The organism is Pseudomonas frederiksbergensis (assembly GCF_001874645.1).
Classification (GTDB): Bacteria; Pseudomonadota; Gammaproteobacteria; order Pseudomonadales; family Pseudomonadaceae; genus Aquipseudomonas; species Aquipseudomonas frederiksbergensis_B.
In genome coordinates this window covers 1,538,400-1,560,291 of sequence record NZ_CP017886.1, presented here as the reverse complement: position 1 = coordinate 1,560,291, position 21,892 = coordinate 1,538,400, and the positions used below count along the sequence as shown (strand labels likewise).

21 protein-coding genes and 2 pseudogenes are annotated in these 21,892 nt (G+C 58.6%); 13 read left to right on the top strand and 10 right to left on the bottom strand.

Features of this window, described 5'->3' with window-relative positions:
- Nucleotides 1-279: 279 nt before the first annotated feature.
- From BLL42_RS07795 to BLL42_RS07770, 5 genes are all read right to left on the bottom strand, one after another.
- Entirely contained in the window at nucleotides 280-981 is a 702-nt protein-coding gene (locus BLL42_RS07795; protein ID WP_071551531.1) for an ABC transporter ATP-binding protein, read from the bottom strand.
- The gene (gene livG, locus BLL42_RS07790; RefSeq protein WP_071551530.1) at nucleotides 982-1,749 is read right to left on the bottom strand and encodes a high-affinity branched-chain amino acid ABC transporter ATP-binding protein LivG; all 768 of its coding nucleotides are present in this window, start codon (nucleotides 1,747-1,749) and stop codon (nucleotides 982-984) included. It lies immediately after the preceding gene.
- Complete coding sequence (locus BLL42_RS07785) at nucleotides 1,746-3,002, bottom strand: high-affinity branched-chain amino acid ABC transporter permease LivM (protein WP_071551529.1); 1,257 nt, start codon at nucleotides 3,000-3,002, stop codon at nucleotides 1,746-1,748. Before BLL42_RS07785 ends, livG begins: the two co-directional genes overlap by 4 nt.
- Nucleotides 2,999-3,922 (bottom strand): high-affinity branched-chain amino acid ABC transporter permease LivH, encoded by a 924-nt coding sequence (gene livH / locus BLL42_RS07780; RefSeq protein WP_019692183.1) that lies wholly within the window; start codon nucleotides 3,920-3,922, stop codon nucleotides 2,999-3,001. Before livH ends, BLL42_RS07785 begins: the two co-directional genes overlap by 4 nt.
- Nucleotides 3,923-4,153: 231 nt before the next feature.
- Nucleotides 4,154-5,281 (bottom strand): branched-chain amino acid ABC transporter substrate-binding protein, encoded by a 1,128-nt coding sequence (locus BLL42_RS07770; RefSeq protein ID WP_071551527.1) that lies wholly within the window; start codon nucleotides 5,279-5,281, stop codon nucleotides 4,154-4,156.
- Between the two features lie 347 nt (nucleotides 5,282-5,628).
- Here BLL42_RS07770 and BLL42_RS07765 point away from each other — a divergent pair, with 347 nt between their 5' ends.
- Nucleotides 5,629-5,934 carry a DUF2288 domain-containing protein gene (locus BLL42_RS07765; RefSeq protein ID WP_071551526.1) on the top strand — a complete coding sequence of 102 codons (306 nt, stop codon included), beginning with the start codon at nucleotides 5,629-5,631 and terminating at the stop codon, nucleotides 5,932-5,934.
- A gap of 262 nt (nucleotides 5,935-6,196) precedes the next feature.
- Here BLL42_RS07765 and BLL42_RS07760 read toward each other — a convergent pair whose 3' ends face one another.
- Nucleotides 6,197-8,374, bottom strand: coding sequence for a hypothetical protein (locus BLL42_RS07760; protein ID WP_071551525.1), 2,178 nt, complete (start codon nucleotides 8,372-8,374; stop codon nucleotides 6,197-6,199).
- A 194-nt stretch (nucleotides 8,375-8,568) separates the two neighbouring features.
- On the opposite strand from BLL42_RS07760, the gene BLL42_RS30990 reads away from it, so the two are divergent.
- A complete protein-coding gene (locus BLL42_RS30990; protein ID WP_201788757.1) occupies nucleotides 8,569-8,745 on the top strand; it encodes a hypothetical protein in 177 nt (58 codons plus the stop codon).
- A 158-nt stretch (nucleotides 8,746-8,903) separates the two neighbouring features.
- Here BLL42_RS30990 and rapA read toward each other — a convergent pair whose 3' ends face one another.
- Nucleotides 8,904-11,750 carry an RNA polymerase-associated protein RapA gene (gene rapA / locus BLL42_RS07750; RefSeq protein ID WP_071551524.1) on the bottom strand — a complete coding sequence of 949 codons (2,847 nt, stop codon included), beginning with the start codon at nucleotides 11,748-11,750 and terminating at the stop codon, nucleotides 8,904-8,906.
- Between the two features lie 207 nt (nucleotides 11,751-11,957).
- On the opposite strand from rapA, the gene BLL42_RS07745 reads away from it, so the two are divergent.
- From BLL42_RS07745 to ccoM, 3 genes are all read left to right on the top strand, one after another.
- On the top strand, nucleotides 11,958-12,299 hold the full coding sequence (locus BLL42_RS07745) for an aspartate-semialdehyde dehydrogenase (RefSeq protein ID WP_071551523.1): 342 nt from the start codon (nucleotides 11,958-11,960) through the stop codon (nucleotides 12,297-12,299).
- 147 nt (nucleotides 12,300-12,446) lie between these two features.
- Complete coding sequence (locus BLL42_RS30190) at nucleotides 12,447-12,608, top strand: hypothetical protein (protein ID WP_007906621.1); 162 nt, start codon at nucleotides 12,447-12,449, stop codon at nucleotides 12,606-12,608.
- A 145-nt stretch (nucleotides 12,609-12,753) separates the two neighbouring features.
- Nucleotides 12,754-12,870, top strand: coding sequence for a cytochrome c oxidase subunit CcoM (gene ccoM, locus BLL42_RS30850; RefSeq protein ID WP_007926603.1), 117 nt, complete (start codon nucleotides 12,754-12,756; stop codon nucleotides 12,868-12,870).
- A 523-nt stretch (nucleotides 12,871-13,393) separates the two neighbouring features.
- On the opposite strand, the gene BLL42_RS07740 is transcribed toward ccoM, so the two are convergent.
- The 3 genes from BLL42_RS07740 to BLL42_RS07730 form a co-directional block, all read right to left on the bottom strand.
- Nucleotides 13,394-14,869, bottom strand: coding sequence for an inorganic phosphate transporter (locus BLL42_RS07740; protein ID WP_071551522.1), 1,476 nt, complete (start codon nucleotides 14,867-14,869; stop codon nucleotides 13,394-13,396).
- A 377-nt stretch (nucleotides 14,870-15,246) separates the two neighbouring features.
- A complete protein-coding gene (locus BLL42_RS07735) occupies nucleotides 15,247-15,447 on the bottom strand; it encodes a hypothetical protein (protein WP_071551521.1) in 201 nt (66 codons plus the stop codon).
- 4 nt (nucleotides 15,448-15,451) lie between these two features.
- Nucleotides 15,452-15,757 carry a hypothetical protein gene (locus tag BLL42_RS07730; protein ID WP_071551520.1) on the bottom strand — a complete coding sequence of 102 codons (306 nt, stop codon included), beginning with the start codon at nucleotides 15,755-15,757 and terminating at the stop codon, nucleotides 15,452-15,454.
- Between the two features lie 412 nt (nucleotides 15,758-16,169).
- On the opposite strand from BLL42_RS07730, the gene pcaR reads away from it, so the two are divergent.
- The 8 genes and pseudogenes from pcaR to pcaG all read left to right on the top strand — a co-directional run bounded on the left by pcaR (nucleotide 16,170) and on the right by pcaG (nucleotide 21,875).
- Entirely contained in the window at nucleotides 16,170-17,012 is an 843-nt protein-coding gene (gene pcaR, locus BLL42_RS07725) for a pca regulon transcriptional regulator PcaR (RefSeq protein ID WP_054596029.1), read from the top strand.
- Between the two features lie 186 nt (nucleotides 17,013-17,198).
- A pseudogene (locus tag BLL42_RS29560) lies at nucleotides 17,199-17,339 on the top strand (aromatic acid/H+ symport family MFS transporter); the annotation flags it as partial.
- Nucleotides 17,339-17,464 (top strand): annotated as a pseudogene (locus BLL42_RS30440) (hypothetical protein); the annotation flags it as partial. The pseudogenes BLL42_RS29560 and BLL42_RS30440, both read left to right, overlap by 1 nt.
- Before the next feature lie 259 nt (nucleotides 17,465-17,723).
- On the top strand, nucleotides 17,724-18,581 hold the full coding sequence (locus BLL42_RS07720; RefSeq protein WP_071551519.1) for a CoA transferase subunit A: 858 nt from the start codon (nucleotides 17,724-17,726) through the stop codon (nucleotides 18,579-18,581).
- On the top strand, nucleotides 18,578-19,360 hold the full coding sequence (locus BLL42_RS07715) for a CoA-transferase subunit beta (RefSeq protein WP_174553350.1): 783 nt from the start codon (nucleotides 18,578-18,580) through the stop codon (nucleotides 19,358-19,360). Before BLL42_RS07720 ends, BLL42_RS07715 begins: the two co-directional genes overlap by 4 nt.
- Nucleotides 19,357-20,562, top strand: coding sequence for a 3-oxoadipyl-CoA thiolase (gene pcaF / locus BLL42_RS07710; RefSeq protein ID WP_174553349.1), 1,206 nt, complete (start codon nucleotides 19,357-19,359; stop codon nucleotides 20,560-20,562). The genes BLL42_RS07715 and pcaF overlap by 4 nt, the downstream gene beginning before the upstream one ends.
- Nucleotides 20,563-20,602: 40 nt before the next feature.
- The gene (gene pcaH, locus BLL42_RS07705) at nucleotides 20,603-21,307 is read left to right on the top strand and encodes a protocatechuate 3,4-dioxygenase subunit beta (RefSeq protein WP_071551516.1); all 705 of its coding nucleotides are present in this window, start codon (nucleotides 20,603-20,605) and stop codon (nucleotides 21,305-21,307) included.
- 1 nt (nucleotide 21,308) lies between these two features.
- A complete protein-coding gene (gene pcaG, locus BLL42_RS07700) occupies nucleotides 21,309-21,875 on the top strand; it encodes a protocatechuate 3,4-dioxygenase subunit alpha (RefSeq protein WP_071551515.1) in 567 nt (188 codons plus the stop codon).
- Nucleotides 21,876-21,892: the final 17 nt, after the last annotated feature.

The window sequence follows — 21,892 nt, the reverse complement described above, 5'->3', positions numbered from 1 at the left end:
CCAAACAAGGGTGGGTTCAAGTAAGCGTGGTTGCTTGCTTACCCTAGTAGAGAAAGGTCATTCGGGTTCGTTACAGCCGACTCAAAATTTTTTCAGAAAAGCGCATGTCCTCCCGTAGAAGCTGCCGCAGGCTGCGATCCTTTCTCTCGATGTCACTTGAGTTTCAAGTGAAAGATCAACAGATCGCAGCCTGCGGCAGCTTTTACAGTGGTTTTACAGTGGATTGTCTCAGGCAATAAAAAACGGCCCGCAGGCCGTTTTTCATGGTTGCAGCAGTACTTAGCCGCCCAGGTATGCGTCGCGTACTTTAGGGTCGTTCAGCAGGGCTTCACCGGTGCCTTGCATCACCACCCGGCCGTTTTCCAGCACATAGGCGCGGTCGGCGATTTTCAATGCCTGATTGGCGTTCTGTTCTACCAGGAACACCGTCACACCATCCCGGCGCAGTTGTTCGATGATGTCGAAGATCTGCTGGATGATGATTGGCGCCAGCCCCAGCGACGGCTCGTCGAGCAGCAGTAGCTTGGGTTTGCTCATCAGCGCCCGGCCGATGGCGAGCATTTGCTGCTCGCCGCCAGACATGGTGCCGCCGCGCTGGGCGAAGCGTTCCTTCAAGCGTGGGAAAAGTCCCAGGACCTTATCCATCTGCTCCTGGTAATCACCCTTGTCGGTGAAGAACCCGCCCATCGCGAGGTTTTCTTCCACGGTCAGACGGGCAAACACCCGACGACCTTCTGGAACCACGGCGATGCTTTTACGCATGATCCGCGCGGAGTCCTGGCCGACCAGTTCTTCGCCCATGTAGCGAATGCTGCCGCTATGGGCTTGCGGCGAACCGCACAGGGTCATCAGCAGGGTGGACTTGCCGGCACCGTTGGCACCGATCAGCGTGACGATTTCGCCCTGACGGACTTCGACGGTGACGCTGTGCAGGGCCTGGATCTTGCCGTAGAAGGTGGAAACGTTTTCGAACTGCAGCATTTACGCTTCCCCCAGGTAGGCTTTGATCACATCAGGATTGTCGCGGATCTGTTCCGGCGTGCCGTTGGCCAGTGGAGTGCCCTGGTTGATCACGAAGATGTGGTCGGAGATGCTCATGACCAGTTTCATGTCGTGTTCGATCAGCAGCACGGTGACGTCATGCTCTTCACGCAGGGTGCCGATCAGCGCCTTGAGGTCGTCGGTTTCTCGTGGGTTGAGGCCGGCGGCCGGTTCGTCGAGCATGAGGATGCTGGGACGGGTCATCATGCAGCGGGCGATTTCCAGGCGACGCTGCTGACCATAGGCCAAGGTGCCGGCCGGACGGTTGGCGAACTCCTTGAGGTTGACCTTGTCCAGCCAGAACTCGGCGTATTCCATGGCCTCGCGTTCGCTGCGGCGAAACGCCGGCGTCTTGAACAGACCGGCCAGGAAGTTGGTATTCAGGTGCCGGTGCTGAGCAATCAGCAGGTTTTCCACGGCGGTCATTTCCTTGAACAACCGCACGTTCTGGAAGGTCCGCACCACGCCTTTACCGGCGATCTTGTGGCCGGGCAGGCCTTCGATCGCTTCACCGTTGAGCTGGATAGTACCGGCGGTGGGTTTGTAGAAACCGGTCAGGCAGTTGAACACGGTGGTCTTGCCGGCGCCGTTAGGGCCGATCATCGACACCACCTGTTTCTCTTTCACGCTCAGGGCAACGCTATTGACCGCCAGCAAGCCGCCAAAACGCATGCTCAGGCCATCTACTTTCAGGATCTCTCTGCTCATTTACGCAGCTCCATGTGAGGACGTTGCATAGGCAGCAGACCTTGAGGACGCCAGATCATCATCAGCACCATCAAGGCGCCGAACATCAACATGCGGTATTCGCTGAAGTCACGCATCAGCTCGGGCAATAGAATCATCACGACGGCCGCGAGGACCACGCCCAATTGCGAGCCCATGCCGCCCAGCACCACGATGGCGAGGATGGTGGCCGACTCGATGAAGGTGAACGACTCCGGCGTGACCAGACCCTGACGCGCGGCGAAGAAGCTACCGGCAAAACCGGCGAAGCAGGCACCCAGGGTGAAGGCGGAAAGCTTGATGATCGTCGGGTTCAGGCCCAGGGCACGGCAGGCGATTTCGTCTTCACGCAGCGCTTCCCAGGCACGGCCGATCGGCATGCGCAGCAGACGGTTGATCACGAACAGTGCGAACAGCGCCAGCAACAGCGCTACCAGGTAGAGGAAAACCACCTTGCTGACCGGGTTGTACGTCAGGCCGAAGAACTCGTGGAAGGTCTGCATGCCTTCGGCGGCCGTTCTGTCGAAGCTCAGGCCGAACAGCGTCGGTTTGGGAATGTTGCTGATGCCGTTCGGTCCGCCCGTGAGGCCCGTCAGGTTACGCAGGAACAGACGGATAATCTCGCCAAAGCCCAGGGTCACGATTGCCAGATAGTCACCGCGCAGACGCAGTACCGGGAAGCCCAGCAGGAAACCGAAGGTCGCCGCCATCAAGCCGGCGATGGGCAGGCAGATCCAGAAGCTCAGGCCGTAGTAGTGCGACAGCAGCGCATAGCTGTAGGCGCCCACGGCATAGAAACCGACGTAGCCCAGGTCGAGCAGACCCGCCAGACCGACCACGATGTTCAGGCCCAGACCGAGCAGCACATAGATCAGAATCAGCGTGGCGATATCCACCGCGCCGCGCGAACCGAAGAACGGCCAGACCAGAGCGGCGGCGATCAATCCCATGATCACCCAGCGCTGGGTGCTGGGCAGGGTCAGGAAGTGGCTCGCGCCGGCCGGGATCAATTTACCTTTGGGCACGGAGCGCATGGCGGCCGTGTATTGGCGGTCGAATATCACCCGCAGGAACATCAGCACCGAGCAGGCGGCGATGATGATCAGCGTGGAGGTACTGGCACCCTGTACTTCGAGGTTGATGCCGGCGATGGACAGTTTCAGACCAAGTACCGGGTACGCCACAGCCCAAACCAATAGCGCGCTGAACAGCGCCTGTTTAAGATTCTTAGTCATACTTTCTCAACCTCCGGACGGCCCAACAGGCCGGTTGGCCGGAATAACAACACCAGAACCAGAAGGCCGAAAGCCACCACGTCCTTGTACTGGTCACCGAATATATCGGCGCCGAATGCTTCGGCCACCCCCAGCACCAGACCACCGAGCATGGCGCCCGGAATGCTGCCGATGCCGCCCAGAACCGCCGCGGTAAAGGCCTTGAGGCCCACCAGGAATCCGGCGTTCGGGTTGATCACGCCGTACTGCATGCTCAGCAGTACAGCCGCCACAGCCGCCAGGGCGGCACCGATGACGAAGGTCAGGGCGATGATGTTGTTGGTGTTGATGCCCAGCAGATTGGCCATCCTGATGTCTTCGGCACAGGCCCGGCAGGCCCGTCCCAGACGTGAACGCGAAATGAACGTGGTCAGGCAGAGCATCACCACCAGGGTCACCACGAACACCAGGATCTGCATGTAGGAGATCAGCACTTCCTGTGCTCCGCCCGGACCGAAGCTGAAGCTGCCCGGAATCAGGTTGGGGATCGATTTGTCCTTGGAGTCCTGCGAGAGCAGTACGGTGTTTTGCAGGAAGATCGACATGCCGATGGCCGAGATCAGCGGGATCAGGCGGTTACTGCCCCGCAGAGGGCGGTAGGCGATCCGTTCGATACTGTAGCCGTAGGCACTGGTGACTACGATGGTCGCCAGGAATGCGGCGGTCATCAACAGCGGTAGAGAATGGATACCCAGCATGGCCAGTCCGGCAAGGACGATGAAGGCCACGTAGGAACCGATCATGTAGACCTCGCCGTGGGCGAAGTTAATCATTCCAATGATGCCGTAAACCATCGTATAGCCGATGGCGATCAGGGCATACGTGCTGCCAATGGTCAGACCATTAACCAGCTGTTGGAAAAAGTGATAGATCTCAGGCATTACAGCGCTCCTAAAAACCTGATACGCATTTCACTGGTGGAGTCATTTTCCCGCTCAGGCCCCGTGGATCTGCATCCACTTCGAACGTGAGTTTTGCCAGCGAACCGCTGATGACGGTTTTGAGATTTTCAGGTGGGGAGGCTTCCGGATCACGGAGGCACGGCCCATTACCTCGTAAAACAAAGCCCACGGCACGCCGTGGGCTTTATTGGCAGTCAGTCAGGCAGCACCTTACTGAGGCGAAACTTCGGTTTTAGGTTTGCCAAAGTGCCACTGGTAAACCACGAACTTGAAGTTCTTCAGGTCGCCCTTTTCGTCGAACGACAGGTCGCCAGTAGGGGTCTTGAAGGTGCCGGCGCGGATAGCAGCGGCCACTTTGGCGGTGTCTTCGCTCTTCGCTGCCTTGATGCCTTCAGCGATCACTTCGACTGCCGAGTAGGCCGGGAACACGAACGGACCGGTCGGGTCCTGCTTCTTGGCGGCGAACGCGTCAACCAGCGCCTTGTTGGCCGGGTCCTGGTCGAAAGACTTCGGCAAGGTCACCAGCAGGCCTTCGGAAGCGTCCTGGGCGATCTGCGAGATGGAGTCGTTGCCGACGCCTTCTGGCCCCATGAACTTGGCGTTCAGGCCTTTTTCCTTGGACTGACGCAGGATCAGGCCCAGTTCCGGGTGGTAGCCGCCGTAGTAGACGAAGTCGACGTTGGCTTGCTTGAGTTTCTGGATGATCGAGGAGAAGTCCTTGTCGCCGGCGTTCAGGCCTTCGAACACGGCAACCTTGACGCCTTTGCTTTCGAGGGTTTTCTTCACGGCGGTGGCGATGCCTTCACCGTATTGCTGTTTGTCGTGCAGAACAGCAACGATTTTCGGTTTTACGTGATCGGCGATGTAGTTGCCGGCCGCAGGGCCCTGGGCGCTGTCCAGGCCGATGGTGCGGAACACCATTTTGTAGCCACGGTTAGTGATGTCCGGGCTGGTGGCGGCTGGGGTGATCATGATCACGCCTTCGTCTTCGTAGATATCGGACGCTGGCTGAGTGGAGCTGGAGCAAAGGTGACCGACCACGAACTTGACGCCGTCGTTGACCACTTTGTTGGCAACGGCAACGGCCTGTTTAGGGTCGCAGGCGTCATCGTATTCCTTGGCTTCGAGCATCTTGCCGTCGACACCGCCCTTGGCGTTGATCTGCTCGATGGCCATTTTGGCGCCGGTGAACTGCATGTCACCGTACTGGGTCACTGGACCGGTTTTAGGGCCGGCGATGCCGATCTTGATGGTGTCAGCTGCGAACGAATGGCTGGCAACCCCGGCCAGAACCATAGCGGCAAACAGTTTGGAAATCTGCTTAGTAGCCTTATTCATAGTGCTCCACTCTTACTGTTGTAGTTTTTATAGTCCTGGCAGCCTGAGCCACAGAACCGGATCGATATCTTGGATATCCCCCGGAAATGCCCCCGGCAACTGTACCGGTACAGTGTAGAGCGCCGATTGTTCGCTTGGAAAGCTGGCGCTCAGGGACAAAACCTGAGGGTGTCGCATTTTTGAAAGAAAAAGACAGAATTGCGGCGGGATTTTGGCTGCGTAGTGACCCGATTCAGCGGCTATCCTTGCTTTCCTGCAGTTCTCGATCAATGACTCTATTGCATCCGGGTTTTTCTGCCAGAGCTCCGACGTTATGATTGCGCCGATTTCAATTCCGGACAGGGCCCATGACTCAAGAACCTAGCACCCTCTATGCCAAGCTGCTTGGTGAAACCGCATCTATTACCTGGAAGGAACTCGAACCGTTCTTCGCCAAGGGTGCCCTATTGTGGGTCGACCCAGGTCTGGATTTGATCGCTGCTGCCGAGGCGGTTGCCCAGGACGAAGGCGAGAAAGTGGCTGCCTGGCTGGCCGCCGACAAAGTCGCCAAGCTGTCTGAAACGCGGGCGCTGGATCTTTTCGAACGCGATCCAGAGTTGTGGGCAGTGGTTGTTTCGCCGTGGATTCTGATCCAGGAAAGGGCGCAGGTCTGAAGACTTGCACCTATTTGGTGCTTATGACGCTCGTGCAAAAGTGTGTAGCCGAGTAGCGCGATGGCAGGTTTCCGTAGAGAAATACCACAGACGGGGATGGGGGAAGGTTACGTAAACGTAACGAGAACAGTTGAGAGAGCAGCCTGAGGGCTGCTTAATTGTTTCTGATATTTTGAAAAACAAAAGATCGCAGCCTGCGGCAGCTCCTACGGCTGGGTCGGTGGAGCTGCCGCAGGCTGCGATCTTTTCGGCGGCTACGCCATTACGCCGTCTTGCCGGTGTGGTTATTCAGCGAAATGACCTTGGTCTTGCCGATACGGTGACGGTAGATCTCGCGCAGGTACTTGATGGCCTTTTTCACGCAATCACGCGACAGGCGGATGTCGTTGATCGAGACAAATTTGTCTTTGTCGTTGATCAGCTCGCGGTACTTCTTCTCGTACATCGGCTTGATCGCGTACCAGTTGGTGTCGAGGATCTTCGCCGGGTTTTCGAACTCGTTGAGCAACTCGTCGATCCTGTCCTCGTCGAAGTCTTCATGAATGATGAAGTCGAGGATCGAGTTGTCCAGTGTTTCGTCGAAACGGTACGGAGTGCGGGCAAAGCAGCGTTTGATGAACGCCACGATCAAGGTCAGGAAATCGTCTGACAGACACGGGCTCTTGGCGATCAGGGTGGTCAGCGAAAGGTTGGCCGAGGCGCCGATCACCAGTGCATAACGCTTGAGCGTGGTGTTGGGGAACAGGCTGTTGAGGTGGGTCTTCAACCGGTTCAGGTCCATGTAGGACAGCTTGTAATCCTTGGGCAGCGACACGATCGATACCACCGACGAGCAGTTCTTGAAGAAATGCAGGTCATGCAGGGCCGCAGCGTCGTAACCCGAGTTCTTGTATTGCTCCAGCGACGCGCGGTACCGCTTGGACTCAATCGGCAACAGGCTGATGCCTTCGATGGCCTGGGTCACTTTGTTGAAGTGCGGCAGGTCGATGGAGCGGAAGAACAGGTCGTCGATGTTCAGGCGCAGCGGCTCTTTGTCGAACACCTTGAACTTGTCACTGCTCGGTGCCGGTTGTTCTGGCACCACCGACTCGGCGTAGGCAATTGCTACTGGCCCGGCCAGGCTCATGAACAGATCATTGGCGTCCAGGCGAATGGTTTCGCCGATGTCGATCCCAGCCCGACGGAAGTAGTTCTGGTCGTAGTCGGTGGTGACCGCCTGGGCCGTCAGGATGTTGAAGATCTGCTGCGAGATGTACTGGTTGGCGTGCTTTTCCATGGCATTGACATCAATGTTCTGGATATTGCCGTCATCGTTCTCTTCGGCGTAACGCATGATGTCGTTGGAGATCAGCATCATTGCATTCCATGGACGGATACGGCCCATGACGCTGGCTTCACTGCTGTCTTCGTTGGCGAAGTTGTATGAGAAATCCCATTCTTCCGACAGGTACTTGCACAGTAGACGACCGGCGTTGATGTGCAGTGCTTCAGACATTTCGCTGCGGTGATCGGAAATGTTCGGCAGTACGCAAATGCCGCTGGTGAAGATCGGCTCGAAAACGAAGGAGTGGCCGCTCTTGCTGTCGTGCTCGTCCACCGGTTTGGTGTCGAACGTCTTGTTCATGTACGAGTGTTGCTGGGCCAGGCCGAACTCCGAGGCCATACCCGAACCGGTACCGCCACCGGCGCTGAAGATCGAGAAATACAGGCGCGACTGGTTAGCCTTGATGCCGCAGCTGTCGATCAGGTACGAGTGGATCATTTTCCAGTCGGGGCTGGAGAAGCGCTGGGTGTCCTTGTTCAGGATGATCTTCGCCAGGTACTGGCCGAGGATCGGCGCGTTACCGGCGCCGCCGGCATGGACTTCCGAGAGGTCCATGATCTTCATTTTGCTGTAGTCGCGCAGGAAGCCGCTTTTTTCGCCCTTGCGCGAGAAGCGGATACGTCCGGCGATGTCTTTGTCCAGGTCGCCGAGCATCACCAGTGGCTCGACCAGGAACACCGGTTTGGTGGCCTTGCCGACACCCAGTTTCAGGTTGTTACGAATCCATTGCGCAGGGCTGTAGCCCTTTTCAGCATAGGGCTTGTCTTCGTTGTTGAACTCGTTGAGGTAGAACTTGCGGGCGTTGTACACCAGTTCCGCGACGTCCAGCGCAATGTTCGAACCGCAGCGACCCAGGCCGATCAGGCACACCGAGGGGAACTCCTGCTGATGCAGTTCGTGGGCGTCCTCCAGGTGTGGCGGCTTGGGAAACACCAGATCACGCAGGCCATCGAGGTTGTCGAGGATGCGATCGGTGTTGGTCTCGGTGAAGTACAGGTACTGCTGAGTCGCAAGCGGGCGTGAGCTGGTCAATGGCTTCGGGGCTGAGGGTTTATCCGTGGCGGCGGTGAGCGTCAGTTCGGATACCGCTGGGGCAGGATTATTTTTAGAAGTCATTGTGCGCCATGTGCCTGGACTGGTTGGTTCGGCGGCGAGATATCATCAAGCCATCACGAATATAGAACTCGCGACTTTACAGCGCGATAGTGTCCCCAGCGATAGGGCTTTACCTGAGCGTCGCTAGGGGGAATCCTTTCCTGATTCATGATGAATCGGCCAATATTCGGCGATCTTTAATCGAACAGAGGCAAATGGGTGGCAACGTTACCTTCGCTCGCGTTCGCTGGAATCGGCTTGATGGGGTTACCGATGTGCCGGCGCTTGTTGGCCGCGGCCTATTGCCGCGCCTGCATGGTGGGCAGGGCTATCTGGAAAAAGATCCCGCGACATTGATCCATCTTTACCGCGAGCCAGACTCAAAGGATTGATGGCGTGTGCGTGCTTGCGCTGGTTGATCTCGTTCAGTACCGAACGTAGTTCAACCAGCGGCACTTCGGCTCTTTGCTGCGCATGGGAACGATCGGATCAAGAACAAAAAAGGCCCGCATCGCTGCGGGCCTTTTGTTTTAACGCGGTAGGGGAGGGATTAACCCGCCACCAGCACCCGGATCGCTTCCAGTCGCAGTGCCGCTTTGTCGAGCATGGCCAGGCCTTGCTCGCGCTGCTGACGCAAGGCAACCAGTTCGCTGTCGCGCACGGTCGGGTTGACCGCTTGCAGGGCGGTCAGGCGCGCCAGTTCTTCTTCGGTATCGGCCGCCAGACGGCGTTGCGCTTCGGCGACACGTTCGGCGTGGCGCGGGGTGATCTTCTCTTCACCGGCATTGATGCGCGGTGTCAGTTGATCACGCTGAGCCTGGACAAACTTGTTGGCGCTGGCGCGTGGCACGCTTTCGAGCTGGTCGTTGAGGGTTTCGAATGAAACGCGACCCGACAGGTCGTTGCCGTTGGCATCGAGCAGGCAGCGCAGGGCGGCCGGCGGCAGGTAACGGCCCAATTGCAGCGAGCGCGGGGCAACCACTTCGCTGACGTAAAGCAGCTCCAGCAACACGGTGCCGGGCTTGAGTGCCTTGTTTTTGATCAGCGCCACGGCGGTGTTACCCATCGAGCCGGACAGGACCAGGTCCATGCCGCCCTGAACCATCGGGTGCTCCCAGGTGATGAATTGCATGTCTTCGCGAGACAGCGCCTGGTTGCGGTCGTAGGTGATGGTTACGCCTTCGTCGTCGCCCAGCGGGAAGCTGGCGTCGAGCATTTTTTCGCTCGGCTTGAGGATCAGCGCGTTTTCCGAGTGGTCTTCGCTGTCGATGCCGAACGCGTCGAACAGGGTTTCCATGTAAATCGGCAGGGCGAACTGATCGTCTTGCTCAAGGATTGCCTCAACCAGCGCGTCACCTTCGCCCGCGCCGCCGGAGTTGAGTTCCAGCAGGCGGTCACGGCCGCTGTGCAACTCGGCTTCCAGGTTTTCACGGGTGGTACGGGCTTCGTCAATCAGCGCTTGCCACTCACCGTCATCGGCGTTTTCCAGCAGTGGCAGCAGGCGTGGGCCGAACTGATGCTGCAAGGCGTTGCCGGTCGGGCAGGTGTTGAGGAACGCGTTCAGCGCTTCGTGATACCACTGGAACAGGCGCTCTTGCGGGCTGGTTTCCAGGTACGGCACATGCAGTTCGATGACGTGCTTCTGACCGATCCGGTCGAGACGCCCGATCCGCTGTTCCAGCAGGTCCGGGTGCGATGGCAGATCGAACAGCACCAAGTGGTGGGAGAACTGGAAGTTGCGACCTTCACTGCCGATTTCCGAACAGATCAGCACCTGGGCGCCGAACTCTTCGTCGGCGAAGTAAGCCGCCGCACGGTCACGTTCAAGGATGTTCATGCCTTCATGGAACACCGTGGCCGGGATGCCGGAACGTACGCGCAGGGCGTCTTCCAGGTCCATGGCGGTTTCGGCGTGGGCACAGATCACCAGCACTTTGGTGCGCTTGAGCATTTTCAGCTGGTCGATCAGCCACTCGACCCGTGGGTCGAAGCGCCACCAGCGTTGTTCTTCATCGATATCCGGCTGAGCCTGGAAGCTGACTTCCGGGTACAGCTCGGCGTGTTCGCCCAATGGCAGTTCGAGGTACTCGTCCGGGCACGGCAGCGGGTACGGGTGCAGTTTGCGTTCCGGGAAGCCTTGTACCGCGGCGCGGGTGTTACGGAACAAAACGCGGCCAGTGCCGTGGCGGTCCAGCAGTTCGCGAACCAGGCGGGCGCTGGCCTCAGCGTCGCCTGCGTTGACGGCAGTCAGCAGGGCTTCGCCTTCATCACCGAGGAAACCCTGGATGGTTTTGTGTGCGGCCGGGGACAAGCGCCCCTGGTCCATCAGCTCCTGAACGGCTTCGGCCACCGGGCGATAGTTTTCGCTCTCGGCGCGGAAGGCTTTCAGGTCATGGAAGCGGTTTGGATCGAGCAGGCGCAAGCGAGCGAAATGGCTGTCCTGACCCAGTTGCTCTGGGGTCGCGGTCAGCAGCAGCACACCGGGAATGGTTTCTGCGAGTTGCTCGACCAGCGAATACTCAGAGCTGACCTGATCTTCGTGCCACACCAGGTGGTGCGCTTCGTCGACCACCAGCAGGTCCCAACCGGCAGCGAACAGCGCGTCCTGGGCCTTCTCGTCGTCCACCAGCCATTCCAGAGCTACCAGGGCGAGCTGGGTGTCTTCGAACGGGTTGCTGGCATCGCTTTCGATGAAACGTTCTTCGTCGAACAGTGCGACTTGCAGGTTGAAACGGCGGCGCATCTCCACCAGCCACTGGTGCTGGAGGTTTTCCGGAACCAGGATCAGCACGCGGTTGGCGCGTCCCGAGAGCAGCTGGCGATGGATGACCAGACCGGCTTCGATGGTCTTGCCCAGACCGACTTCGTCCGCCAGCAGAACCCGCGGCGCGATACGGTCAGCGACTTCGCGGGCGATATGCAGTTGGTGGGCGATAGGCTGCGCACGTACGCCACCCAGGCCCCAGAGCGAGGATTGCAACTGGCGGCTGGTGTGTTCCAGGGTGTGGTAACGCAGGGAGAACCAGGCCAGTGGGTCGATCTGCCCGGCGAACAAACGGTCGCTGGCCAGACGGAACTGGATGAAGTTCGAGAGTTGGGTCTCAGGCAGCGTCACTCCTTCGTTCTGCGCGTTGAGCCCGTGGTAGACCAGCAAGCCGTCGACGTCGTCGACTTCACGCACGGTCATTTTCCAGCCTTCGAAGTGAGTGATCATGTCACCCGGCGAAAACCTCACGCGAGTGAGGGGCGCATTCCGTAGCGCGTACTGACGAGTGTCGCCAGTGGCCGGATAGAGCACGGTCAGCAAGCGACCGTCCTGTGCCAGAACGGTGCCTAAACCTAGCTCGGCTTCGCTGTCACTAATCCAGCGTTGCCCCGGTTGATACTGCTGCGCCATGCTGCCTGACTCCCGCCTTGAAAAAGCCGACTATGTTAACGGATCAGTGCCTTCAGAGCCAAAGGACTCTCATAAAAACTACTAGGCTTACGGTAGCGCAAGGAGGCGATTGTCGATTGTATGTGTCAAGCGGGTCGCAAGTTTGCGACCGATGGCTCAAGTCACCCCTCCAGCAGCCGACAGCCTGCCGTCAGGAGACTAACAACTATGCTGCCACCGATGCTCCCCTTGAGTGCCGTACCGATCACTTCCCAGCAGGATCCGGTCCGCCAGCGGCCGGATATTCCGCCGGTGGTGCCGGTGGAGGCGAGCTCCAGCGAAAGTACGATCGACCTGCACAAGCGCCATGCCGAAGAGTCGGCGCTGTTGTTACGCGAAGAGCAGCGGCGTCAGCAAGAGCGCGACAAGCGTCGCCGCGAAGCCGAAGATGATCCTGAAAAGCACCTGGCCGTGCCGGGTGACGAGTTGAACGCCGACAACACGGTGCCCGTGGTCCCGCTGATGGAAGATCAGCCGCGTCAGGGGTTGTGGGTCGATATCGAGGTCTGACGTTCACACACGTTTTGTTGCGCTCTGATGCTGCTGGCGGCTGGTCAGCGCCGGCCATTGGCCGCATTATTGGCAAACCTTGAGCGGGCAGGGTGACGGTGGTCGCTGTGCTACGCCTGTATTGACCTTGAAGATGTAAGCCACGCCATGAGCCAAGACGACAAGCTGATCGACCTCAACACCGAGCGTGCCAAGCGCGTGCATGACCTTAATGAAAAGCGCCTGAATGAAGTGCGTCAGGCTTTCGAGCAGGCCATGCCTTTGGGTAAAGCGAAGAAAAAGCCGAAAAACAAACCGAAAAAGCGTTGATCCTCCCTGTTTCTATTGATACAGGTCAGTTATTTCCCTTCCTTTTACGCCCGGTCTTGGGCGGCATTGATCCCGATCAATTTTCTTCTGCGCCCGATTGGTTAACTTAGCCCCATCGCAACAGGGCAAGTGCAGGAGGCCAGTCATGTTTTTCGATAATGTGGTGATCGCCGGAGTGCTGACAGTTGGCCTCATGGTTCTGTTTTTTGCCGGGTTTGGATTCTTTATCTGGAAAGACGCACATAAGCGTAAAAAGCCTTAGGTCTTTCTGGAAGCACGAGCACGCAAGGCATTTTGGGCGACTTCGGTCGCCCTTTTTTTTGCCTGCGGTTTCTTGCCGAGTCAGCGCTTGCGGGTGTACATATCCGTTGCTGCGGTAACGGCCGCTTAGGGTTCCGCCCTTACGGCGCCTCACTTTTTTTACAAGCGCCTAAAAAAAGTAAGCAAAAAAACGCTCGCCCCAAGCGTACGGCACCTCGCTTAGGCTCGGCGTTCCCTCTCTCCGGTATCCATCAGGGGGCATCGCCTACGGTCTGCTGCGCGACGACCTCCTCTCGATGTGTCCGGCTACGCCGTACGGCGCTGCGCGCCAACCCCTGATGAACACCTGCGCTCGGCCTTCCGAAGGGGCGGGTGGATCAAGATCAACAGCAACAGCACGGCGGCCTGACAGCCGGCCTGAGTGGTTGGAGCGCAGAGCGTGGGAACGATCAACGATCCAAAAAAATCGGCAATAAAAAAGGCGCGACCTCCGGGAGGGCGCGCCTTTTTGGTTTGGCGATGAATCAGCTGCCGAGTGCCTTCGATGCCAGCCAGAACAGGCCGGCCGACAGGGCCACCGTCGCAGGCAGGGTCAGGACCCAGGCCAGCAGGATGGTTTTCACGGTGCCGCCTTGCAGGCCGCTTTTGTTGGCGATCATGGTCCCGGCCACACCCGAAGACAGCACGTGGGTGGTCGATACCGGCAGGCTGAAGATGTTCGCCAGACCGATCATGCCCGCCGTGGTGATTTGTGCCGACATGCCTTGAGCGTAGGTCATGCCTTGCTTGCCGATTTTCTCGCCGATGGTCAGTACCACGCGTTTCCAGCCCACCATGGTGCCCAGGCCGAGAGCCAGGGCGACTGCCAGAATCACCCAGAACGGGGCGTATTCGGTGGTGGTAGTCAGGTCTTTACGCAGTTTGTCCAGGTCGGCCTTTTCGCGGGCATCGAGGCCAGGCAACTTGCCGACCTTTTTCGCCGTGTCGTCCAGGCAGAGCAGGTAGCGACGCACTTCAATGCGGCTTTCCTGCGACAGCGAGTGGTAGTCCGCTACACCCTTGAGGGTGCCGAGCAGGGCGGCAATGGTCGGTTCGGTCTGTTGCGGGTTGCAGCGGAACTTCTCCGGCAAATCGCCATCCAGACTTTTGCCCAAGGCCAGGAACTCACCCAGAGTATCGGCATTGCGCTTATAGAACTGGCTCAGGTGCAGGGTCGCATCGCGAGTCCGTTCGATCTGGTAGGTGCTGCTGCTCAGGTCGAGTACGAACTGTGCCGGTACGATACCGATCAATACCAGCATGATCAGGCCGATGCCTTTCTGGCCATCGTTGGAGCCGTGAACAAAGCTGACAGCCATTGCCGAGATCACCAGAACCAGGCGGTTCCAGAACGGCGGGTGTTTCTTGTCGTCAAGATTGCGGCGCTGGTCCGGTGTCTTGTGCATCTTGGACAGGGGACGCCACCATTTCAGGCCAATCAGCACCAGTGCGGCTACCAGGAAACCGGCCATTGGCGAGAACACCAGCGAGGAGCCGATATCAATCGCTTTCTGCCAGTTAACACCGTCAGCCAATGGAATGTCGTTGATCAGGGCGTTCGCCAGACCCACACCCAGGATCGAACCGATCAGGGTATGAGAGCTGGAGGCCGGGATACCGAAGTACCAGGTCCCCAGGTTCCAGGTGATGGCCGCAGCGAGCAACGAGAACACCATCGCCAGCCCGTGGCCGGTATTCACATTGATCAGCAACTCTACCGGCAGCAGGTGGACGATGGCATACGCCACGCCAACGCCGCCCAGCAACACGCCGAGGAAATTGAACACACCGGAAAAGAACACTGCCAGATGAGGCGGCATGGCTTTGGTGTAAATAACAGTGGCAACCGCGTTAGCGGTGTCATGAAAGCCGTTGATGAACTCGAAGGCGAGGACAAAGGCCAGGGCGAGCAAGAGGCTCACAAGCACCCAAGCATCCAGTCCGCTGAATAAATCGATCATGAAGGTTTTCTGACCCGGTCATAAGGGGGCGCGATTATGCCAGAAAACCCTGCTAATCAATGCACTTGCTGCTCATCGGTTACATTCTTCAACGATTTAGTGTGTAACAAGGCCTTAAATCCCAGCGTTGTCGTAGGTTTTTCAAGTCTTTGATTTCATTGGCTGTTGTGGCGCGCGCCAGCATTTCAGCTACTTCGATGGGAGGCTGAATCGGGTGTGTGAAATATCTGTAAGGAGGGCCAGCCAAGCGCCAATAACCTCATCCGGTGGGATTAAGGTGGCAATCGCCGGCTTTTAGCAGGCGCGATATGGAACGCCAATCCATTCAGCGTGTGGCTGAAGGCGACGCAGGCCCTTGAGGACTCAAGCCTGAGCGATTATGGCTCTTCGGCTTTGAGTTCCTTTTCCATCTTCTGCAGTTCCTGGGTAAAAGCCTGATCGAGGATGCTGGCGCGTTTACGCCAAGGTTTGCGTTCCGGGTCGGGCTGAGCGGCGTAGGTGGTGACTTCCCCGCCGTAAACTTCCTTGTAACGTTGTTCCTGGCGCTCAAGTTCCGCGCGCAGTTCGTCTTTCGTCACAGTGTTACCTAATTGAGTTGAGATAAATTCTGGTGATACGCACTGCATTCGTTGTGTCGGTCACAAACGTCTCGAGCAAAGTGTCCGGGAAGGCACCCACTGCGACGGCGTTGTGCTTGACAGCTTCCTTCTTGCAGGCGGCCACGGCACCAGAGCAGAACCACTGACGTAGCATCAGTTTCTTTGTTTTTTGCAAACGCATGGGTCGGGCATTCGAAATGAACGTCAAGCGTTTGCCAGCAGGAAGCGGCGTTGAAACCTCGCGCTGCCTGAGTGATTGGACCCCGTAGTTGCCAAAAAGTACGGTCATCACTGAGTTGCATTATAGCGACCGATCGGCAGAACACTATCTCGAATAATTTAAAAGTGCTTCGTTCTGTGAATTTGTTTTGTTACCCGCAAGTTTTGTGTGCAGTGCACTTTTTGGCAGCGTCTTTACAAGCCTGTTTCCTGGCGCCATTAAGTCGTACAAGTTGAGTGGATTAGAACGCGGCTGTTATTCAGTGTCAGCTAAAGTGTCAAAATCTGTAATGAGCGTTTCCCGGTCTTATAGGAAAATGTCCCTGCGGTCGTTGGCAACCCTCATGCCATTTAGCCATGTCGTCAGTTGATTGCGATTATCGATTAATGGTTCGATAATCGCCCAGCCTTGGCTGCCGATGCTTGTGCGCAAGATCCGGAGCAGCTTGTAATAGCTATCGAACTCTGGGGAATGACCTGAAATGAACGATCAATTGCGCAATTCCTTTGCTTCAGTGGCGCCGCCGATCGTTGCTTCGCCGGCCAAGCGGATTCAGGCATTTACTGGCGATCCGGACTTCATGACTTCCCTGGCCCGTGGCTTGGCGGTGGTGCAAGCCTTTCAGGAGCGCAAGCGGCACCTGACCATCGCGCAGATCAGCCATCGTACGGAAATTCCCCGCGCCGCCGTACGCCGTTGCCTGCATACGCTGATCAAGCTCGGCTATGCGACCACCGACGGTCGAACCTATTCGCTGTTGCCCAAAGTCCTGACCCTCGGCCATGCCTATCTGTCCTCGACGCCGCTGGCGGTATCGGCCCAGCCTTATCTGGACCGCATGAGCGAGCAACTGCACGAGGCTTGCAACATGGCCACGCTGGAAGGTGATGACATCCTGTACATCGCGCGTTCGGCAACGACCCAGCGTTTGATCTCCGTCGACCTGTCGGTGGGTGGGCGTTTGCCGGCTTATTGCACCTCCATGGGTCGGATTCTTCTGGCCGCGCTGGACGATGCATCGCTGCACGATTATCTCGAACATGCCGAATTGCAGGCCAAGACCAGTCGCACCCTGCATACGCGCGAGTCGTTGCTCGAATGTCTTCAGGAGGTTAGGCAGCAAGGCTGGTGCATTGTGGACCAGGAGCTCGAGCAAGGCCTGCGCTCGATTGCCGTTCCGGTGTACGACGCATCCGGTCAGGTGCTGGCTGCGCTGAATGTCAGCACACACGCCGGACGGGTCAGTCGCAACGAACTGGAGCAGCGCTTTTTGCCGGGGTTGTTGAGTGCCAGCCGTGAGTTGAGTGCCCAGCTGTTTGCGTAAGCTGTTCGATAAACGCACAGAGTCGCGTTGGGTGAATTGACGCTGTTTCCCTTGCCTCATTAATGTCGCGGCAGCGTCATCCGGTGCTGTTGGCCACTGCGCCCAGCACCGGGTGGCGACCCAATAATAATGATGAGGCGATTGCCCGCACGTGTTCGCCTGCGTTTCTTGCGTGGAATAACAATAATGAACCAGCCTCAATCCGTTGTCGGGAACTGCCTCGATGTGCAGTCCTTTATCAATACCCACCGCTGTCGCGCTATCAATGGCGGGTGGTGATCCTGTGTTTCCTGATTGTGTTTCTCGATGGCCTGGACACAGCGGGGGGGGCGACGTTGCTGGGCCTGGGCTGGAATTTCGAACAGGTGCTGACGGCATTGGTGATTCCGGCGGCGTTGGCCACCACGGCGGTGGTGATCAAAGGCATGGTCAGCCATGCGGATGCGACTTGAGTTGATTGAACGGTTGAAAAGATCGCAGCCTCCGGCGGCTCCTACAGGAATAATTACCTCCGTAGGAGCTGGCGCAGCCTGCGATCTTTTGCGCCTCTACAGAACCGATAGCCTGACAACAATATGTTCGATAAACGAACACTTAGTCGATTATCGGATTGTTTGGGGTTTTTCGGCGGCTTAATCTTCAGTCATTCCGGCGCTGCTTATCGCGCCTTGTCCTCCACATCGGTTTACTGAGAATCGGGAGTCCAACCCCATGGCTGAAATCCTTTCGCTGCACGACGCGGTGAAGCAATTCGTCAACGACGGCGATACCGTCGCGCTTGAAGGCTTCACTCACTTGATTCCGACCGCGGCGGGTCATGAAATCATTCGTCAGGGCAAGAAAGATCTGACGCTGGTGCGCATGACCCCTGATCTGGTCTATGACCAGTTGATCGGTGCCGGTTGCGCTCGCAAGCTGATTTTCTCCTGGGGCGGAAACCCGGGCGTGGGTTCGCTGCACCGTCTGCGCGATGCCGTCGAGAAACAGTGGCCGCATGCGCTGGAAATCGAAGAGCACAGCCACGCCGATCTGGCCAATGCCTACGTTGCGGGCGCTTCCGGCCTGCCGTTTGCCGTGTTGCGGGCTTACGCCGGTTCCGACTTGCCGAAGGTCAACCCGCGGATCAAAAGCGTGACCTGCCCGTTCACCGGCGAAGTGCTGGCGGCGGTGCCATCGGTGCGCCCGGACGTCACGGTGATCCACGCGCAGAAGGCCGATCGCAAGGGCAACGTCTTGCTCTGGGGCATTCTTGGAGTGCAGAAGGAAGCCGCATTGGCCGCCAAGCGCTGCATCGTCACGGTCGAAGAAATCGTTGATGACCTGAAGGCACCAATGAACGCCTGCGTATTGCCGACCTGGGCCTTGAGCGCGGTGTGCCATGTGCCCGGTGGCGCGCATCCGTCCTACGCCCACGGTTATACCGAACGCGACAACCGCTTCTACCAGGCTTGGGACCCGATTGCCCGCGACCGTGAAACCTTCACCGCGTGGATCAACGAATACATCCACGGCAGCGCTGACTTCAGTGAGTTCCAGGCCAAGCTGGCCAAAGCGTCGGAGGCTCAATAATGGCTTACTCCACCAATGAAATGATGACCGTCGCCGCTGCTCGCCGATTGAAGAATGGCTCGGTGTGCTTCGTCGGCATCGGCCTGCCGTCGAAAGCGGCCAACCTGGCACGCCTGACGTCTTCGCCGGACGTAGTCCTGATCTATGAATCGGGTCCGATTGGTGCCAAGCCGACGGTATTGCCGCTGTCGATCGGTGACGGCGAGCTGGCGGAAACCGCCGACACTGTCGTGCCGACCGGTGAGATTTTTCGCTACTGGTTGCAAGGTGGGCGCATTGACGTCGGTTTTCTCGGTGCCGCTCAGGTCGACCGTTTTGGCAACATCAATACCACCGTGGTCGGCGATTACCATCAGCCGAAAGTCCGTCTGCCGGGTGCCGGCGGTGCACCGGAGATCGCTGGCTCGGCGAAAAGCGTGTTGATCATCCTTAAACAGTCGGCTCGCTCGTTTGTCGACAAGCTCGACTTTATTACCTCAGTCGGCCATGGCGAAGGCGGCGATTCGCGCAAGCGTCTCGGCCTGCCGGGCGCCGGTCCCGTGGGGATCATCACTGACCTGTGCATCATGGAACCGCAAGCCCCCAGCAATGAATTCGTGGTCACTGCGCTGCACCCAGGCGTGACCCGCGAGCAGGTCATTGCCGCCACCGGTTGGGCCATCCGTTTTGCCGATCAGGTGGAACACACCGCCGAACCGACCGAGGTCGAATTGTCTGCGCTGCGCGATCTTGAAGCGCGTACCGCTGCTGCCCACGGCCAAGCACCGGGAGAAGCCTGATGCGCGAGGTTTATATCTGCGACGCAATTCGCACCCCCATCGGCCGTTTTGGTGGCGGCTTGTCGACGGTTCGTGCCGACGATTTGGCCGCTGTGCCGATCAAGGCACTGATGGAGCGCAACCCGAGCGTCGATTGGAGTGCAGTGGACGAAGTGTTCCTCGGTTGCGCCAACCAGGCCGGCGAAGACAACCGCAACGTGGCGCGCATGGCATTGTTGTTGGCCGGGCTGCCGGAAAGCATTCCCGGCGTGACCCTCAATCGTCTGTGCGCCTCGGGTATGGACGCCATCGGCACGGCGTTCCGGGCGATCGCCAGCGGAGAGATGGAGCTGGCGATTGCCGGCGGTGTCGAGTCGATGTCCCGCGCGCCGTTCGTGATGGGCAAGGCTGATGCGGCGTTCTCGCGCACCATGAAACTGGAAGACACCACCATCGGCTGGCGCTTCATCAACCCGTTGATGAAGGCTCGGTACGGCGTCGATGCGATGCCGCAGACAGCCGACAACGTGGCCGATGATTACGCGGTTTCCCGCGCTGATCAGGATGCCTTCGCACTGCGCAGTCAGCAACGGACGGCGGCCGCGCAAGCGGCAGGCTATTTCGCCGAAGAAATCGTCCCGGTGCGCATTGCTCACAAGAAGGGTGACAGCGTGGTCGAGCAGGACGAGCATCCTCGCGCTGACACCACCCTGGAAACCCTGAGCAAACTCAAACCGGTCAACGGCCCGGACAAAACCGTCACCGCTGGCAATGCCTCAGGCGTGAACGACGGTGCCGCAGCGCTGATTCTGGCGTCCGCCGAAGCCGTGAAAAAACACGGTCTGACGGCCCGCGCTCGGGTGTTGGGCATGGCCAGCGCTGGCGTTGCGCCACGGGTGATGGGGATCGGCCCGGTGCCGGCGGTGCGCAAGTTGATCGAACGCCTGGGCGTGGCGGTCAGCGATTTCGATGTGATCGAACTCAATGAAGCCTTTGCCAGCCAGGGCCTGGCGGTGTTGCGTGAACTCGGTCTGGCCGACGACGCAGCGCAGGTCAACCCGAACGGTGGCGCCATCGCTTTGGGGCATCCGCTGGGCATGAGCGGTGCACGGTTGGTGCTGACGGCCCTGCATCAGTTGGAAAAGACCGGCGGCAGGAAAGCGCTGGCAACCCTGTGCGTTGGCGTTGGCCAAGGTCTGGCGCTGGCAATCGAACGGGTCTGAGGCGCACCCGCCCTACCGAACAACAAAAGAGGACAGTTTCATGACTGACAAGCCTGGTTACCGTCGCCCGCAAGCGGGCACCCAGCCGGAATATTTGCACCCAGCCTATCAATCGACCAACCGTCGTTCGCCGTCCAAGCCGTTGGTGTTCTTGCCTCACTCATTGTCGGAAATCACCGGCCCGACCATCGGCGCCGAGTCTCTGCAAGAGCGGGACAATGACCTGACCGCTCAGCATTCGGGCGAGCCTTTGGGTGAGCGAATCATCATTCACGGCCGCGTGCTGGATGAGAACGGTCTGCCGGTGCCAGGAATTCTGCTGGAGATCTGGCAGGCCAATGCCGCCGGTCGCTACCACCATGACCGCGACCTGCATGACGCGCCGCTGGACCCGAACTTTACCGGTACCGGCCGCACCGTGACCGACGCCGATGGCGGTTACCAGTTCCAGACCATCAAGCCCGGCGCTTACCCGTGGGGCAATCACCACAATGCCTGGCGCCCGGCGCATATCCATTTTTCGCTGTTCGGGCCGAGCATTCTGACGCGTCTGGTCACGCAGATGTACTTCCCCGGTGATCCGCTGCTGGCCTACGACCCGATTTACAACTGCGTACCCGATACCGCCGCCAAAGAACGCTTGATCGCCAGTTTCGACCTGGAAAAAACCATCCCGTCCTACGCCCTCGGTTATCGCTGGGACATTGTTTTGCGCGGCCGCGATGCCACGCCGATGGAGAAATAAGATGACGCTGAACGCGACGACGTCCCACACCGTAGGGCCGTACTACCACATTGGATTGACCTGGCTGAACCGTGAAAACCTGACCGTTGAACACACCCTCGGCGAGCGGGTGGCGATCGCCGGGCAAGTGATCGATGGCAACGGCGATTTCGTCAACGACGCGATGCTGGAAGTCTGGCAGGCCAACGCCGCTGGCAAGTATGACCATCCAGACGACGAGCAGGACAAACCGCTGGACCCGAATTTCGAAGGGTTTGGCCGAGTGCCGGTGGACGCAGAAGGGCGATTCCGTTTCACCACCATCAAACCGGGAACTGTTCAGGGCCTTAAGGGCAGCACTCAGGCTCCGCATCTGGTGGTGCTGGTGTTTGCCCGTGGCCTGGTCAAGCACTTGTTGACGCGAATCTACTTCGACGGTGAACCGGCCAACGCCAGTGACCCGTTGCTGGCCTGCGTGCCTGAAGAGCGACGCACGACCTTGCTGGCGAAAGCCAATGGGACGGGCGCGTTGCAGTGGAACGTGATCCTGCAGGGCACCGATGCCGAGACGGTGTTTTTCGATTACTGAGATTAAGGTCAAAAGAT

Excerpts from the sequence above, each read along its gene's own strand:
- BLL42_RS07795 (WP_071551531.1), bottom strand. The coding sequence starts at position 981 with ATGCTGCAGTTCGAAAACGTTTCCACCTTCTACGGCAAGATCCAGGCC.
- livG (WP_071551530.1), bottom strand. The coding sequence starts at position 1,749 with ATGAGCAGAGAGATCCTGAAAGTAGATGGCCTGAGCATGCGTTTTGGC.
- BLL42_RS07785 (WP_071551529.1), bottom strand. The coding sequence starts at position 3,002 with ATGACTAAGAATCTTAAACAGGCGCTGTTCAGCGCGCTATTGGTTTGG.
- livH (WP_019692183.1), bottom strand. The coding sequence starts at position 3,922 with ATGCCTGAGATCTATCACTTTTTCCAACAGCTGGTTAATGGTCTGACC.
- BLL42_RS07770 (WP_071551527.1), bottom strand. The coding sequence starts at position 5,281 with ATGAATAAGGCTACTAAGCAGATTTCCAAACTGTTTGCCGCTATGGTT.
- BLL42_RS07765 (WP_071551526.1), top strand. The coding sequence starts at position 5,629 with ATGACTCAAGAACCTAGCACCCTCTATGCCAAGCTGCTTGGTGAAACC.
- BLL42_RS07760 (WP_071551525.1), bottom strand. The coding sequence starts at position 8,374 with ATGACTTCTAAAAATAATCCTGCCCCAGCGGTATCCGAACTGACGCTC.
- BLL42_RS30990 (WP_201788757.1), top strand. The coding sequence starts at position 8,569 with ATGGGTGGCAACGTTACCTTCGCTCGCGTTCGCTGGAATCGGCTTGAT.
- rapA (WP_071551524.1), bottom strand. The coding sequence starts at position 11,750 with ATGGCGCAGCAGTATCAACCGGGGCAACGCTGGATTAGTGACAGCGAA.
- BLL42_RS07745 (WP_071551523.1), top strand. The coding sequence starts at position 11,958 with ATGCTGCCACCGATGCTCCCCTTGAGTGCCGTACCGATCACTTCCCAG.
- BLL42_RS30190 (WP_007906621.1), top strand. The coding sequence starts at position 12,447 with ATGAGCCAAGACGACAAGCTGATCGACCTCAACACCGAGCGTGCCAAG.
- ccoM (WP_007926603.1), top strand. The coding sequence starts at position 12,754 with ATGTTTTTCGATAATGTGGTGATCGCCGGAGTGCTGACAGTTGGCCTC.
- BLL42_RS07740 (WP_071551522.1), bottom strand. The coding sequence starts at position 14,869 with ATGATCGATTTATTCAGCGGACTGGATGCTTGGGTGCTTGTGAGCCTC.
- BLL42_RS07730 (WP_071551520.1), bottom strand. The coding sequence starts at position 15,757 with ATGACCGTACTTTTTGGCAACTACGGGGTCCAATCACTCAGGCAGCGC.
- pcaR (WP_054596029.1), top strand. The coding sequence starts at position 16,170 with ATGAACGATCAATTGCGCAATTCCTTTGCTTCAGTGGCGCCGCCGATC.
- BLL42_RS07720 (WP_071551519.1), top strand. The coding sequence starts at position 17,724 with ATGGCTGAAATCCTTTCGCTGCACGACGCGGTGAAGCAATTCGTCAAC.
- pcaH (WP_071551516.1), top strand. The coding sequence starts at position 20,603 with ATGACTGACAAGCCTGGTTACCGTCGCCCGCAAGCGGGCACCCAGCCG.
- pcaG (WP_071551515.1), top strand. The coding sequence starts at position 21,309 with ATGACGCTGAACGCGACGACGTCCCACACCGTAGGGCCGTACTACCAC.